Below are 16927 nucleotides of genomic sequence, written 5' to 3' on the forward strand. Positions count from 1 at the left end.
TGCAAAAAAGGGATAAACTATTAAGTTTGTATGATAGACAAACAGGGGAGGCCAACTCATATGAGAATGGTAGATATTATTGAAAAAAAGCGTGACGGACAAGCACTTACAAAAGAGGAAATTGAATTTTTTATAACTGGTTATACAAATGGTGATATACCGGATTATCAAGCTTCTAGTTTAGCGATGGCTGTATTCTTTCAAGATATGAATGATGAAGAGAGAGCTGCGTTAACTATGGCAATGGTTAATTCAGGTGATGTTATTGATTTATCAGATATTCACGGTACTAAAGTCGATAAGCATTCTACTGGTGGCGTTGGAGATACAACTACATTAGTACTTGCCCCTTTAGTTGCAGCTGTAGGTGTACCTGTAGCTAAAATGAGCGGAAGAGGACTAGGCCATACAGGCGGAACGATTGATAAATTAGAATCAGTTGAAGGTTTCCATGTTGAAATCAGTGAAGAAAAATTCGTTAAGTTAGTTAATGAAGCTAAAGTTGCTGTCATTGGACAAACTGGTAACTTAACACCAGCAGATAAAAAATTATATGGTCTTCGTGATGTTACTGGTACCGTCAATTCTATTCCACTTATCGCTTCATCAATTATGAGTAAAAAAATTGCAGCAGGTGCTGATGCAATTGTACTTGATGTTAAGACAGGTAATGGTGCATTTATGAAGACGCTTGAAGATGCTGAAGCTTTAGCACATGCTATGGTAAGCATCGGTAATAATGTAGGTAGAAATACAATGGCTATTATTTCAGATATGGGTCAACCTTTAGGCCACGCTATAGGTAATGCCTTAGAAGTAAAAGAAGCAATTGAAACACTCCAAGGTAAAGGTCCTGAAGACTTAACTGAACTTGTAATGACTTTAGGTTCACAAATGGTTGTAGTGGGCGGCAAGGCAAAAGATTTAGAAGAAGCACGTGCATTGTTAGAAACAGCAATACAAGATGGTTCTGCTTTAGAAAGTTTCAGAACATTTTTAGAGAATCAAGATGGAGATGGCTCAGTAGTAGACGACGTATCAAAATTACCACAAGCTAAATACCAAATAGAATTGCCAGCAAAATCATCAGGTTTCGTGACTGAAATTGTTGCGAATGAAATGGGTGTTGCCTCGATGATGTTAGGCGCAGGTAGACAAACAAAAGATGATGATATTGATTTAAGTGTTGGTCTTGTACTGCATAAAAAAGTAGGAGACAGAGTCGATGAAGGCGAACCACTATTAACAATACACAGTAATCGCGAAAACGTTGATGATGTAATAGAGAAATTGAACGAAAGTATCACAGTAAGTGAACAAGGTGCAGAACCAACATTGATCCATAAAATTATTACTGAATAGGAGTTGAGACAATGACTACACCATTTAAACGAGTACACTTAATTGTGATGGACTCAGTAGGCATAGGGGAAGGTCCTGATGCAAAAGCTTTTAACGATGAAGGCAGTCATACATTAAAACACACATTAGAAGATTTTAATCAGTCATTACCTAATCTTCAAAAGTTAGGTTTAGGTAATATTGAACCGTTACCTGTAATTGAAAAAGAAGCAAAACCACAAGCATTTTACACTAAAATGAGTGAAGCTTCAGTAGGTAAAGATACCATGACAGGACATTGGGAGATTATGGGCTTAAATATCATGCAACCTTTTAAAGTGTATACTGAAGGTTTTCCTAAAGAATTGATAGATGAAATTGAGTCTATAACAGGTCGCAAAGTAGTGGCTAATCGTCCTGCTTCTGGAACGCAAATTATAGATGAATGGGGAGAACATCAAATGAAGACTGGAGACTTAATTGTCTACACTTCAGCTGATCCAGTACTCCAAATTGCAGCACATGAGGATATTATTCCGTTAGAAGAACTTTATGATATCTGTGAAAAAGTAAGAGAATTGACTAAAGATCCAAAATATTTAATTGGTAGAATTATTGCCAGACCTTATCTTGGTGAACCAGGTTCCTTTACAAGAACGTCTAATAGACACGACTATGCTTTAAAACCTTTTGGTAGAACAGTTATGAATGAATTACAAGATGGCGGCTATGATGTTATTGCTTTAGGAAAAATAAATGACATTTTCGATGGTGAAGGTGTGACTGAAGCGGTTCGTACAAAAGATAATATGGACGGTATGGACAAATTAATAGAAACAGTACAACGTGATTTTAATGGACTAAGCTTTTTAAATCTTGTAGATTTTGATGCCTTATACGGACATCGTCGCGATAAAGCAGGTTATGCACAAGCAATTAAAGATTTTGATGAGCGTTTACCGGAACTTATGGAGCATTTACAAGAAGATGATTTAGTCATTATCACTGCTGATCATGGTAATGATCCAACTGCTGAAGGTACAGATCATACAAGAGAGTATATCCCAGTTTTAATGTTTAGTCCGAAAATTGGTGAATATCATGAATTATCGGTAGATACTACATTTAGTTCGCTAGGTGCAACGATTGCTGATAATTTTAATGTGAAATTACCAGAGTACGGAAGAAGCTATTTAAAAGAAATGGGCATTGAGTAATGAAGAAAATAATTAGAATTTTATTTGGCATTGCTTTTAGCGTAGCTGGCGTGCTTCATTTTAAAGATGAAGAAAATTTTAGAAATATTGTACCTGAATATTTACCATTTAGAAAAGCTGCAGTTTTAATCACAGGTGTGTTTGAAATCGTGTTTGGTTTATTATTATTAATCAAGCAGCCTTCAACATGTTTGAAAAAAACGATAAATGCTTTTTTATGGGCTGTATTCCCAGCTAATATTTATATGGCACGTAAAAATTTACCGCTAGCTGGTAAACAATTACCTAAATGGGCTTTGTATGGCCGTTTACCATTACAATTTATCATGATAAAAATGATTAGTAAGCTATAATAGGTTAAATAAAGAAAGTGGCTGTTAGTATCCTTATTGGAAATCTAACAGCCACTTTTTTATACAACATAATTAAGTTTGGAATAAATGAACTCGCAGTTATCTTAAGTTAATTATAGGATAGTATGATTATTTGTTTTCTCCGTATACATCTTGCCATACTGATTTTTGATCTAAGAAAGTTTGTGCAATTTCTTTAGCGCCTTCAAGAGAGTGACTTGCTGCCCAGCCACATTGTACTTCGTTACAAGCAGGTACTTCTGTAGCGTTTAATACATCATTGATTGTCTGTTCGATGATGTTTAAGACATCTTCATAATCATCATGGTTAATGAATGAAACATAGAAGCCAGTTTGACAACCCATTGGGCTAATATCAACTACTTTATCTGAATGGTTTCTGATATTCTCGGCCATCAAATGTTCTAGGGAGTGTAAACCAGGCATCTCCATATGCTCTTTGTTCGGTTGTTTGAAACGGATATCATATTTATGAATAACATCACCGTTAGCGCCTTCCATTTTACCAGCTAGTCTGACAAATGGTGCAGATACTATCGTATGATCTAAATTGAAGCTTTCAACGTTCATTTTTGGCATGTCATATCCTCCTAATATTATAAGTAAGTTAATTGTAACAAGACCGCAATGTATTTACAATTTCTGAAACGGGTATAAATATAAAGTGGTAAATACTAATTTATTTTAAAATTCAGAAAAGGAATGACAGAAGACGACAAACCCGATAGAATAAATAATAATTAAACACGATATAAATATTTAGCATGATATGTGGTGTTATCTATAAAATTACTTAATGCATAGCGTTTGGAAGTTGATAGTGTTTTGGTAATTCAGGAGGTAGAGTGCAAACGATGGAGAAAAAACAAATTATTTTAGATTATATAGAAAATGAAAATCATAAATACTTAGAAATGAGTCATCAGATACATCAAAGACCAGAATTAGGAAATGAAGAGATTTTTGCTTCGAGAACTTTGATTGAAGATTTAATAGCGCATGATTTTGAAGTAGAAACCGATATAGCAGGTCATGCAACAGGATTTATTGCACGATACGACTCAGGTATAGAAGGGCCGACAATTGGATTTTTAGCAGAATATGATGCTTTGCCAGGCTTAGGACATGCTTGTGGTCACAATATTATTGGCACTGCCAGTGTACTAGCGGGTGCTGCTTTGAAACAAGTGATTGATAAGATTGGTGGCAAAATTATCGTCTTAGGTTGTCCAGCAGAAGAAGGCGGTGAAAACGGCAGTGCTAAAGCGACTTATGTTAAAGCAGGTGTTATAGATGAGTTGGACATTGTGCTCATGGTCCATCCAGGGAATGAGACATATCGAACGATAGATACATTAGCTGTCGATGTTTTAGATATAAAATTTTATGGTAAAAGTACACATGCGTCTGAAAATGCAGATGAAGCAAGAAATGCTTTAGATGCGATGATTTCTTATTTCAATGGGGTAGCGCAATTAAGACAACACATCAAAAGCCGCCAACGTGTGCATGGTGTGATACTGGATGGTGGTAAAGCAGCGAATATTATACCTGATTTTACACATGCACGTTTTTATACGAGGGCTACGTCTCGAAAAGAGCTAGATGTTTTGACTGAACGTGTTGGACAGATAGCAAAAGGCGCAGCGCTACAAACAGATTGTGACTTTGAATTTGGGCCAATACAAAATGGAGTCAATGAATTTATTAAAACTTCTAAATTAGATGACTTATTTGCGAAATATGCCACTGAAATGGGTGAAGCAGTTATAGATGATGATTTTGGATATGGTTCCACGGATACTGGTAATGTCAGTCATTGTATACCAACGATTCATCCTCATATCAAAATTGGTTCACGAAATTTAGTTGGTCATACACATCGTTTCCGTGAAGCAGCAGGTAGTACCCATGGTGATCAAGCATTAATTAGAGGTGCCAAAATCCTCGCTTTAATGGGGCAAGAACTCATAGAAAACAAGCCATTGTTTGAAGAAATCATCGAACAATATCAATATACAAAGGGGCACAAAAAATGACAAATCAAAGCTCTCTAAGACCTACATTAACACTTAGTGATCTTTACGATTCACATATTGTTTATACTTCTAGACCATCTTATATATCAAATCCTTGGTTGGAACCCGAAGTACATCAATCTAATTTTTTGACTGGTAGAGAGCTGATTATTGCTAATGAGATGCCTGTAATCGTACATGAAGCAAGCGTAACGGATAAATTAAAAATGCTATTTGAAGCAATTGGTAAAGGTATGCCAACAAATATTCTTAAGTTTGAAGATCAAAGTAGCTATGAACAATTGATACAAGATTTGGCGCATGATTATAAAAAAGTTTATTTTCAATACATTCATGGTGAAGATATTTTGAATAAAAAGTATTATGCCTTAGATAAAGATATTTTTGTAGCTTTAAATAATAAAGCACGTATACCAGAATGGACAAACCATAAATATCTACCTACAAGAGAAGTTGTTGATATAGATAATTTTGTAGAAGCTGTAGCAAAATGGGAGTATCCATTTGTATTGAAACCTGGAGACGACCTACCAACAGCGGGTGGATATGGTGTGATGATTTGTTATAATGACGCTGATTTAGAACAAGCAAAGTTGCGCATTGAAAATGCTAAAAAAGAAACTGATACGATGATTATCGAACAAAAAGTAGAAGCAGTTGCAAATTATTGTGTTCAATATGCATATTCAAAGTATACTGGTGTGCGTTATATTGGTACTTCTGAACAGTTAACCAATGAATATGGACATTATAATGGAAACGAAAATGTACAAGATGTGCCTGACGCTGTAATTCAAGCGGGGAAAGAGATTATGGAAGTCGGTGTGTCGAAAGGATATTTTGGAATAGCTGGTTTTGACCTTTTGGTAGATAGCAATGGTGATATTTTTGCGATAGATTTGAATTTTAGACAAAATGGCTCAACAAGTATGTTGTTGCTAGAACCGTTTCTTCAAGAAGGGTATCATAAATTTTATAGTTATTTGTCACATGTAGATAATTCAAAATTTTTCAATACAATTATGAAGTATGTTAATAAAGGTGTATTATTCCCGTTATCTTATTATGATGGAGATTGGTTTGATAATGAAGTTGTTAAATCAAGGTTTGGTTGCATATGGCATGGGGAAAATAAAGCAAGTGTAGAAAAAATGGAGCAGCAATTTTTAAAAGATTTAGAATCAAATTAGAACAACTACTCACAAATATAATGAATATCTCTAGTGAATTGCATTAGACGTTAATTGACTAGAGTATAAGAGTCATTTATATTTTAAGTATAGGTAAATATTATAAATGAATTGAAGGTGCTATGATGTCTTATAAACAAAATTCATTTTTCCAAGAAATTTTAGTCAATGAAGTCTTTTACGTAGCTACAAAATCAAAAGAATTAATTAGACATGAAGTATTGGGAAAAAACGTAGTATGTGCGTGGTCAGAAAAATCTAAAGCAGAAACTTTTTTGAAGAAGCTTAATATTGACTACAGCCATATAAAGAAAATTGATATAGACCGTTTTGTAACATACGAAATGGATAACTTATTTGAAGAAGGCGAAGAAGTACTCATTGATGCTACTGGTACTACTGATGGGGAATTGATTAATATTGTAGAAATTACAAATGAGTTAATGTCTGATTTAGACAATATTCGTTTGAAAGAATTTGTAAAAGATGTCTCTAAAGAGGATGCAGTATTTGGTTTATCTAATCAAAAGGAAAAACATTTTATATTGATTAGTGATGATGAACATCAAAGACCACAAATTATGCCTGTTTGGAGCATTAAAAGTAGAGCTGAAAAGGTAAGGGACGAAGACTTTGAAGAATGTGAAATTATCGAAATCGAAGGGGAAGTATTCGCTGAATGGTTGGATAATTTACGAGATGATGATAAAGCTGTAGCGATAGACTTAAAATCTGGGGTCGTAGGCACAGTTGTATCTGCTCAAAAAGTGATTGATCAACTTACATTTTAATTATTTCTAAATGCGTTTGAATACGCTAATATTTTGTTTTTATATTATTTGAATAATGGTAATTATGATGGTTTGTTTTGAAAGTATAAATAGGAATTTGAGCCTAAATATTTTGAATTACTAATAAAAGCAGTTTCTACTGAAAAAGTAGGAAACTGCTTTTTTATGTTTAAATTTATAAATGAATTGCACCTAATGCACCAGAGAATGCACCATGTTCAATATAATAAGGTTTAAATCCACGAAGTATTGTATAATCTGTAACAACTTTTTTTAATAAATCGTTATTATGAAAAGATGAGCCAATATAAGCTACATTTTCAGTATTGTTTTCTCTAGCAACAGTAATAGACATTGTAGTAATAACTTCCCCGACAACACCTATAACAGAGGCTAATTTATCAGCATCTGTAAAATCAGCGTCCAAATTATGTAGGACATGGCCAAAGTTTGCCGCTGTAAGATCACCTGAGATTGGCGGTTCGCTGTCTTTATAAATATGTTTAACTTTCAAATCAATAATCTCTCTATTGCCGTTTTGAGCTGTATCAGTTAATTGCTTATAATCTTTAATACCAGTTAATAAATAACCAAGCCCTTGAATCATTCCGCCACCAGCGCCAACACCACCTACACGTTGTTGATGCTTACCGTCTGAAAAGTGTAATGAAGTGCCAGTACCGACGTTAGTGAAGATGTAATCATCTAATAAGTGCTCTTGTTCTACTAAAAGTATTTCTAAACCCTTTGCAGCCGCATCAAATTCGACAAAAATACGCGAAGGACAAGTCAAGTGTTCTTGTATTACTGCAGCTTGTCCACCGGTTAAACTAATGCTTTCACAATCTTGTTGATTTAACCATGAGATAACATCATCAATTTCAGTTGTTGATTTTGTTGTGTATACACGTTTCCCGTTATTGTCTTGAACTATTTTAATTAGAGTTCCACCAGCATCAATGCCAATCTTCATCTCTATTTCCCCCCAAATAAATTTACATTATAACTAATATTATAATAAAATGGGGGAAAATCAAATATGAAATTAAAAGGAGCATTATTTTATGATGCAATTAAGCCCATTTATTAAAGTAGACGACGTTGATGAAGCTGTAAAATTTTATAAAAATGCGTTTGGTGGAGAAGAAAAAATATTAAACGAAACGAATGGACGACGACTACATGTAGAATTGCATGTGAATACAACAGTGATATTACACATATCAAGTACATACGGAAAAGAATGCCGTAATGATAATACTAATATTATTTTGACCTTTGACGATTTAGAAGCGCAACAACAAGTGTATGAAGCTTTGAGTCAATCAGGTGACCCTCATATGCCACTTGAAAAAACATTCTTCAATGCCATGCATGGTCAAGTTAAAGATCAATTTGGCGTGAATTGGCTCATGAATTGCTTTTTAAACTAAACTGTTTAATATAGGTTATAATTAGTTAGAAAGTGGTATTAATAAATAATTACTAAGTTTTAAATAGGGGATTAGATATGTTTATTAAAAAACAATTTGAAGGAATTACAGTTCAAGTGTATGAAGATAAATATAAAGATGCACTTTATAATTTTAAATTGAACGAGCGCCAACAAATTTATTCATCTTTACCGAGTGAAGTATTGGAAGATGCATTGCAAGATAAAGATAGAATTGCAAACATTGCATTGAATAAAAAAGGGGAAGTTGTAGGATTTTTCGTTTTACATCAGTATTATCAACATGAAGGTTACGATACACCAAAGCAAGTGATTTATGTTAGATCATTATCTGTTAACCAAAATTTTCAAGGTTATGGTTATGGCACTAAAATGATGATGTATCTGCCACAATATGTACAATCTTTATTTCCGGATTTCAATCACTTATATTTAGTCGTTGACGCAGAAAATGAAAGTGCGTGGAATGTTTATGAACGTGCTGGGTTTATGCATACTGCAACTAAAGAAGAAGGGCCACTTGGGAAAGAAAGATTATATTATTTAGACTTAGATTCAAACCATGTATCGTCATTGAAGTTAAAGCCAAATACGGAAGATGTGCCTTTCAATATTCATATTATTGATTTATATAAAGATGGAAACAAAGTAGGATTTATCGCAGTAGAAAAACATGAACAACGTATGAATATTTCTTCTGTAGAGGTTAATAAAGCGGAAAGACATCATGGTATTGCGGAAAGTGCTTTGAGACAACTTTCAACATATATTAGAAAACATTTTGACGATGTCAGTCTATTGACAATTACGCTATATGGTGAGAATAATGAATTAAAACCGTTATGTATCAATAGTAATTTTGTTGAAATTGAGTCTGCGGATGATTTTAAGGTATTTGAAAAACATATAAATTATTAATAGAGATTGCGAAATCACGAATTGTCATTTATAATTTACATTTGTTATTATTACTTAAGATGAACTTAGTACGGATTTGGATAAATGCCTTTGAAAGGAAGAATAAATAATGAGAATTCAAGATTATACAAAAGAAATGGTTGATGAGAAATCATTTATCGATATGGCCTATACGCTATTAAATGAAAAAAACAGTACTATGAATTTATACGATATCATCGATGAATTTAAAGCACTTGGACATTATGAAGACCATGAAGTAGAACAGAGAATTGTACAATTCTATACAGACTTAAATACTGACGGTCGTTTTTTAAACGTTGGAGAAAATATTTGGGGATTACGCGATTGGTATTCAGTAGATGATATTGAAGAAAAAATTGCGCCAACAATTCAAAAATTCGATATTTTGGATGATGATGCAGAAGAAGATAAAAATTTAAAATTACTTGGTGAAGATGAAGCTGATGACGATGATGACATCCCTGCTGTAACTGATGATCAAGAAACTTTAAATGATCCCGAAGAGCCAAAAGAGGACGAAGTTGAAGAAGAAGGCATTGTTATTGATGAAGAAGATGAGGACTTCGATGATGATGACGAAGAAGATGAAGAAGACGAAGAGGCCGAAGAAGAAACTAAAAAATAATTATTAGAGATTTAATTGACTTTTCTCGTGAAAATGATAAAATTTTATTCGGGCTCCTTTAATTAGGACGACGTGTATAAATATTATACGCTCCCCCTTACAACGATGTGAGAGGGAGCGATTTTTTTATTTAAATGACTATAAAAAATTTATAAATTCTTTGAAATTTGGTAGTTGCATAGAGCAACAATTTATACATATGAAAATAATAAATGATAATTATAATATGTAAAACACGCTATTACACAAAAAAATTAAGCAATTGAGTTTAAAAATTCGATGTCAATATCGGTATTGATTGAAAAAAACTGTTTTAATAACTAGGAGGCAGAACATGACAAAATTTATTTTTGTAACTGGTGGAGTTGTTTCTTCATTAGGAAAAGGTATCACAGCAGCATCTTTAGGAAGACTATTAAAAGATAGAGGGTTAAAAGTAACAATTCAAAAATTCGACCCATATTTAAACGTAGATCCTGGAACGATGAGTCCATATCAACATGGCGAAGTTTTTGTTACTGATGATGGTGCAGAGACAGACTTAGACTTAGGACACTATGAACGATTTATCGATATTAACTTAAATAAATATTCTAATGTTACAGCTGGTAAAGTGTATTCTCACGTATTGAAGAAAGAACGTCGTGGTGATTATTTAGGAGGAACAGTACAAGTTATCCCTCATATCACAAATGAAATTAAAGAACGTTTACTTTTAGCAGGAGAAAGCACAAATGCTGATGTTGTTATCACTGAAATCGGTGGAACAACAGGGGATATAGAATCATTACCATTTATTGAAGCTATTAGACAAATTCGCAGTGACTTAGGTCGCGAAAATGTAATGTATGTACACTGTACATTATTACCGTATATTAAAGCTGCTGGAGAAATGAAAACGAAACCAACACAACATAGTGTAAAAGAATTACGCGGTTTAGGCATTCAGCCTGATTTGATTGTGGTTCGTACAGAATATGAATTAACACAAGATTTAAAAGATAAGATCGCTTTATTCTGTGATATCGACAAAGCAAGTGTAATAGAGTGTCGCGATGCTGAATCACTATATGAAATTCCTTTACAGTTAAGCAAACAAGATATGGAAAACATCGTGATTGATCGTTTAGAGTTAAATCCAAAATACGAAACACAGTTAGATGAATGGCAATATTTACTAGATACAGTGAATAATTTAGATGGAAAAGTGACAATTGGCTTAGTAGGTAAATATGTTAGTCTTCAAGATGCTTATTTATCAGTTGTTGAATCATTAAAACATGCAGGTTATCCATTTAAAAAAGATATTGAAGTAAGATGGATTGATTCTAGTGAAGTGACAGACGAAAATGTCTCAGAAATATTATCAGATGTAGATGGTATTTTAGTGCCCGGCGGATTTGGCTTCCGTGCAAGTGAAGGAAAAATTTCTGCGATTAAATATGCACGTGAAAATAACGTACCATACTTTGGTATCTGTCTAGGTATGCAATTAGCAACAGTTGAATTTGCTAGAAATGTACTTAACCTTGAAGGTGCACACTCAGCAGAGTTAGATCCAAACACGCCTTATCCAATTATTGATTTACTACCTGAACAAAAAGATATTGAAGATCTAGGCGGTACATTACGTTTAGGACTTTATCCTTGTCATATTAAAGAGGGTACATTAGCACACTCAATTTACAATGAAACTAATATTGAAGAAAGACATCGTCATCGTTATGAGTTTAACAATGAATACAGAGAACAGTTAGAAGCAAACGGTATGGTATTCTCAGGTACAAGCCCTGATGGTCGCTTAATTGAAATGGTAGAAATTCCTGAAAATGACTTCTTTGTAGCTTGCCAATTCCATCCTGAATTTTTATCAAGACCTAACCGTCCACAACCAATTTTCAAAGCATTTATTGAAGCTTCTTTAAAAAATAAACAATCTAAATAAAAACTTAAAATAAAAATGACGCATGTTAGCTAAGTAATTAAAGGTTACAGTTAGCAATGCGTCTTTTTTATATTACTTAATTGTTGAATAGCATTATGCATTAATAATTGAAGTTTTTATAAATGGTTCAAAATTCATGTTATTTATTTTAAATGATTTCATAATTATATTTTTATAATTACTGTAAAATAAGATGTATACTATAACAAATTCACAAAAGTCAGCAGAAAAACGTCTATTTTTATGGTTTTAAAAAGAAAAAATAATTAAAAGCGCCTACAATTGTTTAGAATAATGCAAAAGCTTTCTAATTTTGATATAATTAGATTGTAAAAATATGTGCTTAAAGCACCAAGGAGGAACTTTCATGCCTTTAGTTTCAATGAAAGAAATGTTAATAGACGCAAAAGAAAATGGTTATGCAGTTGGTCAATACAACTTAAATAACTTAGAATTTACACAAGCTATCTTAGAAGCTTCACAAGAAGAGAATGCTCCAGTTATTTTAGGTGTATCTGAAGGTGCTGCTCGCTATATGGGTGGTTTCTACACTGTAGTTAAAATGGTTGAAGGGTTAATGCACGACAAAGAAATCACTGTTCCTGTAGCAATCCACTTAGACCATGGTTCAAGCTTTGAAAAATGTAAAGAAGCGATTGATGCTGGATTTACATCAGTAATGATCGATGCTTCTCATGGTTCATTTGAAGACAACGTTGAAATCACTTCAAAAGTGGTTGAATATGCGCATGAACATGGCGTATCAGTTGAAGCTGAATTAGGTACTGTAGGCGGACAAGAAGACGATATTATCGCTGAAGGTGTTATCTATGCAGATCCTAAAGAGTGTCAAGAACTTGTTGAAAGAACAGGCATTGATACATTAGCACCAGCATTAGGTTCAGTACACGGGCCATATAAAGGTGAACCTAAATTAGGATTTAAAGAAATGGAAGAAATTGGTGCTTCTACAGGATTACCGTTAGTATTACACGGCGGTACTGGTATCCCAACTAAAGATATCCAAAAAGCTATTCCTTTCGGCACAGCAAAAATTAACGTTAACACAGAAAATCAAATCACTTCTGCTAAAGCAGTACGTGAAGCATTAGATAAAGATAAAGAAGTGTATGATCCTCGTAAATATTTAGGACCAGCACGTGAAGCAATCAAAGCAACGGTTATTGGTAAAATTAAAGAGTTTGGTACATCTAACCGAGCAAAATAATTTAATCTATATTACAAATGAGGCTGAGACATGTAATTATGTCCCAGTCTCATTTTTTTATGTTATAATTGCTATCGTTTGGTAAAGAGGTTATTATTAAAGCCAAACTATTTACATAAATCTCAAACAAAATATATATAATTATGATTTAAAACATAAAATAATGGGAAATAAAAACTATAGTAAATAATTTATATGTAACTTGCATCACTTAATTTTAATTTTAAAAAGTTTTAGTAAACTGATGTACTTTGCAAACTGGAAAAAAGTAATTTATAATGCAAATAATGATTGCAAGTCAAAGGAGAACAAGCGAATGGCTCAAGAAGTGATAAAAATTAGAGGTGGACAAACACTTAAAGGTGAAATGGACATCCACGGTGCTAAAAACAGTGCAGTAGCAATTATACCTGCAGCAATCCTGGCTGAAGAAAAAGTAACAATTGAAGGTCTTCCAGAAATTTCTGATGTAGAAACATTGGTTAGTCTATTAGGGGATTTAAATATTAAAACAGAATTAGATGGTATGACATTAAAGGTCGATCCTACTGACATTGAAAATGCACCATTACCTAATAATAAAGTCGAGTCTTTACGTGCCTCTTATTATATGATGGGTGCAATGTTAGGTAGATTTAAAAAATGTGTCATTGGTTTACCTGGAGGTTGTCCATTAGGACCAAGACCGATTGATCAACATATCAAAGGTTTTAAAGCTTTAGGAGCGAAGATTGATGAATCTAGTGAGACTTCTATGAAAATTGAAGCTGACAAATTAACTGGTGCAAATATCTTTTTAGATATTGTGAGTGTTGGTGCCACAATTAATATTATGCTTGCAGCTGTACGAGCTGAAGGCCATACTGTCATTGAAAACGCAGCTAAAGAACCAGAAGTTGTTGACGTAGCAACATATTTAATTGGTCTAGGTGCTGATATTAAGGGCGCAGGTACAAGTACGATTAAGATTAATGGTGTGGATCATCTTCACGGTTCTCATCATCAGGTTATCCCAGATAGAATAGAAGCTGGAACGTATATGTGTATCGCTGCAGCTTGTGGTGAGGATATTCAAATTAATAATATTATTCCAACACATGTTGAACCATTAACTGTAAAGTTAAAAGAATTAGGCGTTGATATTCAAGTTGGCGACGATAGTGCTAAAATTAAACGTAGTACGCCTTATTCAAGCGTTGACATTAAAACTTTAGTCTATCCTGGATTTGCTACAGACTTACAACAACCTATTACGCCGCTATTATTTATGGCAGATGGTGTATCATTTGTGACTGAGACTATATACCCAGCGCGTTTTAGACACGTTGATGAATTAAAAAATATGGGTGGCAATATCAATGCAGATGATGGTACAGCAACTATTAAGCCATCTAAATTAACAGGAGCAGAAGTATATGCAAGTGACTTACGTGCAGGCGCATCTCTTATTGTTGCTGGTTTATTAGCAGAAGGTGTTACCACAATTTACAACGTAAAACATATTTATCGTGGCTACACTAATATTGTGAGTACTTTAGAATCATTAGGTGCAGATATTTGGACTGAAGAAATTTAGAAAATGTGGTATACTTAATATACTAAGTACTTGAAATATATTATAGTAACTCAGATTATAGAATAAAAACGATATGAGGTGATGACCATGGAGGTTTGCCCTTATCTTGAAGAGACCTTTAAAATAGTAGGTAGAAGTTGGAATGGTCTTATTATTAATTATTTGTCTAGGTGTCCAGAAAAATCTGCTCATTTTTCGGATATGAAACGTGATTTGAAAACAATTACACCACGTGCACTTAGCATAAAATTAACAGACCTAAGTGAATGGGGTCTTGTAGAGAAAAAAATAGTTTCTACAAGCCCGATGAACATATTATACCAACTTACGGATAAAGGTGATGCACTAGCGGCAGCATTAGTACCAATGGAAAAGTGGGCGCAAGATTTTATTGAACTTGAAAATCAATAATATCAAAGTCTATGAATGAAGATTTAAAGCGTTATAAGAGAAGTCTATGACATGTCATAGACTTCTTTTTTTGTTTCCAAAAAAGAAAAAATATTTTGTAACTTATAAATTGTGAGGTTCAAGGTTATTGTTGAGACTAATCATTAATGAAAAATGATTAGAAAACGCTTAATAACAACGTTTGTAGTCATATAGCGTGAGCATTAATGTTTAAAAATATAGAATCTCGGTTAGAATATAATTATCAACACAAATTAGGGAGTGAATTATTGATGAGAAATTTCACTAAACAATATATTAACGGAGAATGGGTTGAAAGCACTAGTGGAGAAACACTAGAAGTGATTAATCCAGCAACAGAAGAAGTAGCAGGTACAATTGCGAAAGGTAATAAAGAAGATGTTGATAAAGCAGTAGACGCTGCAGAAAATGTGTATCTAGAATTTAGACACAGCTCAATAGAAGAAAGAAGAACATTGTTAGATAAAATAGTACAAGAATATAAAAATAGAAAAGATGATCTTATAGAGGCAATTACTGACGAATTAGGTGCACCTCTATCAGTATCAGAAAAAGTACATTATCAAATGGGACTAGATCACTTTGAAGCAGCACGTGATGCATTAGATAATTTTGAATTTGAAGAACGTCGTGGCGATGATTTAGTTGTGAAGGAAGCAATTGGCGTTTCTGGCTTAATTACACCTTGGAATTTCCCGACAAACCAAACTTCATTGAAATTGTCTGCCGCTTTTGCAGCAGGTAGTCCAGTCGTATTAAAACCATCTGAAGAGACGCCGTTTGCCGCAATTATTTTGGCTGAGATTTTTGATAAAGTAGGCGTGCCAAAAGGTGTGTTTAACTTAGTGAATGGTGATGGACAAGGCGTAGGTAATCCATTAAGCGAACATCCGAAAGTAAGAATGATGTCATTCACTGGCTCTGGCCCAACTGGTTCAAGCATTATGAAAAAAGCAGCTGAAGACTTCAAAAAAGTATCACTTGAATTAGGTGGTAAATCACCATATATTATTTTAGATGATTCAGATATTGAGGGCGCAGCAAGTGCAGCAACTGGTAAAGTTGTTAGCAACACTGGTCAAGTTTGTACTGCAGGTACAAGAACATTAGTACCAGCAAGTCTAAAAGAAGAATTCTTAACAGCTGTAAAAGAAAAATTCAGCCAAGTTAAAGTCGGTGATCCACGCGAAGAGGGCACTCAAGTTGGTCCCATCATAAGTAAAAAACAATTTGACCAAGTACAATCATATATCGATAAAGGCATTGAAGAAGGTGCAGAATTATTCTATGGTGGACCTGGTAAACCTGAAGGCTTAGAAAAAGGTTACTTTGCACGCCCAACAATATTTAATAACGTTGATAATAGTATGACAATCGCACAAGAAGAAATTTTTGGCCCAGTAATGTCAATTATCACTTACAATGATTTAGATGAAGCAATTAAAATTGCAAATGATACTAAATATGGCTTAGCTGGATATGTTTACGGTAATGACAAAGACACATTACACAAAGTAGCACGTTCAATTGAAGCTGGTACAGTAGAAATTAATGAAGCTGGTCGCAAATCAGACTTACCATTTGGCGGTTATAAACAATCTGGTATTGGACGCGAATGGGGCGACTACGGCATCGAAGAATTCCTAGAAGTTAAGTCTATTGCTGGCTATTACAAATAATAAATTTTAGCAGTAATTAAATAATTTAAATGAAGCAAGGCAGTTTAACTGTCTTGCTTTTATAATTTATAAAAACTGAAATACATTTTGTAATT

General features: G+C 33.7%; 16 protein-coding genes. 14 read left to right on the plus strand and 2 right to left on the minus strand.

The window, feature by feature from the left end:
- Window positions 1-60: 60 nt before the first annotated feature.
- Genes ACP3TL_RS01480 through ACP3TL_RS01490 form a run of 3 tightly spaced genes read left to right on the plus strand, consistent with a single transcriptional unit; the run spans window position 61 to window position 2911 of the window.
- Entirely contained in the window at window positions 61-1362 is a 1302-nt protein-coding gene (locus ACP3TL_RS01480; protein WP_046466161.1) for a pyrimidine-nucleoside phosphorylase, read from the plus strand.
- An 11-nt stretch (window positions 1363-1373) separates the two neighbouring features.
- Complete coding sequence (gene deoB, locus ACP3TL_RS01485) at window positions 1374-2558, plus strand: phosphopentomutase (protein WP_046466160.1); 1185 nt, start codon at window positions 1374-1376, stop codon at window positions 2556-2558.
- Complete coding sequence (locus tag ACP3TL_RS01490) at window positions 2558-2911, plus strand: DoxX family protein (RefSeq protein WP_046466159.1); 354 nt, start codon at window positions 2558-2560, stop codon at window positions 2909-2911. The genes deoB and ACP3TL_RS01490 overlap by 1 nt, the downstream gene beginning before the upstream one ends.
- Before the next feature lie 129 nt (window positions 2912-3040).
- Here the strand turns inward: ACP3TL_RS01490 and ACP3TL_RS01495 are convergent, their stop codons facing one another.
- Complete coding sequence (locus ACP3TL_RS01495) at window positions 3041-3511, minus strand: S-ribosylhomocysteine lyase (protein ID WP_002507050.1); 471 nt, start codon at window positions 3509-3511, stop codon at window positions 3041-3043.
- A gap of 275 nt (window positions 3512-3786) precedes the next feature.
- On the opposite strand from ACP3TL_RS01495, the gene ACP3TL_RS01500 reads away from it, so the two are divergent.
- From ACP3TL_RS01500 to ACP3TL_RS01510, 3 genes are all read left to right on the plus strand, one after another.
- Window positions 3787-4971 carry a M20 family metallopeptidase gene (locus ACP3TL_RS01500; protein ID WP_285336844.1) on the plus strand — a complete coding sequence of 395 codons (1185 nt, stop codon included), beginning with the start codon at window positions 3787-3789 and terminating at the stop codon, window positions 4969-4971.
- On the plus strand, window positions 4968-6161 hold the full coding sequence (gene ldmS, locus ACP3TL_RS01505; protein ID WP_046466157.1) for an L-aspartate--L-methionine ligase LdmS: 1194 nt from the start codon (window positions 4968-4970) through the stop codon (window positions 6159-6161). Before ACP3TL_RS01500 ends, ldmS begins: the two co-directional genes overlap by 4 nt.
- Before the next feature lie 125 nt (window positions 6162-6286).
- Window positions 6287-6952 (plus strand): DUF2750 domain-containing protein, encoded by a 666-nt coding sequence (locus ACP3TL_RS01510; RefSeq protein WP_046466156.1) that lies wholly within the window; start codon window positions 6287-6289, stop codon window positions 6950-6952.
- Between the two features lie 175 nt (window positions 6953-7127).
- On the opposite strand, the gene coaW is transcribed toward ACP3TL_RS01510, so the two are convergent.
- Window positions 7128-7925 carry a type II pantothenate kinase gene (coaW, locus tag ACP3TL_RS01515; RefSeq protein ID WP_046466155.1) on the minus strand — a complete coding sequence of 266 codons (798 nt, stop codon included), beginning with the start codon at window positions 7923-7925 and terminating at the stop codon, window positions 7128-7130.
- 91 nt (window positions 7926-8016) lie between these two features.
- Between coaW and ACP3TL_RS01520 the strand changes: the two genes are divergently transcribed.
- The 8 genes from ACP3TL_RS01520 to ACP3TL_RS01555 all read left to right on the plus strand — a co-directional run bounded on the left by ACP3TL_RS01520 (window position 8017) and on the right by ACP3TL_RS01555 (window position 16832).
- Window positions 8017-8385 (plus strand): VOC family protein, encoded by a 369-nt coding sequence (locus tag ACP3TL_RS01520; RefSeq protein WP_046466154.1) that lies wholly within the window; start codon window positions 8017-8019, stop codon window positions 8383-8385.
- A 77-nt stretch (window positions 8386-8462) separates the two neighbouring features.
- Window positions 8463-9323, plus strand: a complete 861-nt coding sequence (locus ACP3TL_RS01525) for a GNAT family N-acetyltransferase (protein ID WP_046466153.1) — start codon at window positions 8463-8465, stop codon at window positions 9321-9323.
- Between the two features lie 109 nt (window positions 9324-9432).
- Window positions 9433-9972: a DNA-directed RNA polymerase subunit delta gene (gene rpoE / locus ACP3TL_RS01530; RefSeq protein WP_046466152.1), complete on the plus strand. Its 540-nt coding sequence runs from the start codon at window positions 9433-9435 to the stop codon at window positions 9970-9972.
- A 334-nt stretch (window positions 9973-10306) separates the two neighbouring features.
- Complete coding sequence (pyrG, locus tag ACP3TL_RS01535; protein WP_046466151.1) at window positions 10307-11917, plus strand: CTP synthase; 1611 nt, start codon at window positions 10307-10309, stop codon at window positions 11915-11917.
- A 367-nt stretch (window positions 11918-12284) separates the two neighbouring features.
- Entirely contained in the window at window positions 12285-13145 is an 861-nt protein-coding gene (gene fdaB / locus ACP3TL_RS01540; protein ID WP_046466150.1) for a class IIb fructose-bisphosphate aldolase FdaB, read from the plus strand.
- A gap of 316 nt (window positions 13146-13461) precedes the next feature.
- On the plus strand, window positions 13462-14721 hold the full coding sequence (gene murA / locus ACP3TL_RS01545; RefSeq protein WP_285336843.1) for a UDP-N-acetylglucosamine 1-carboxyvinyltransferase: 1260 nt from the start codon (window positions 13462-13464) through the stop codon (window positions 14719-14721).
- Window positions 14722-14808: 87 nt separating this feature from the next.
- Window positions 14809-15132: a winged helix-turn-helix transcriptional regulator gene (locus ACP3TL_RS01550; RefSeq protein ID WP_002511426.1), complete on the plus strand. Its 324-nt coding sequence runs from the start codon at window positions 14809-14811 to the stop codon at window positions 15130-15132.
- 272 nt (window positions 15133-15404) lie between these two features.
- The gene (locus ACP3TL_RS01555; protein ID WP_046466148.1) at window positions 15405-16832 is read left to right on the plus strand and encodes an aldehyde dehydrogenase family protein; all 1428 of its coding nucleotides are present in this window, start codon (window positions 15405-15407) and stop codon (window positions 16830-16832) included.
- Window positions 16833-16927: the final 95 nt, after the last annotated feature.

Origin of the sequence: Staphylococcus caseorum (assembly GCF_049943195.1) — a bacterium.
Taxonomy (GTDB): Bacteria; Bacillota; Bacilli; order Staphylococcales; family Staphylococcaceae; genus Staphylococcus; species Staphylococcus equorum_A.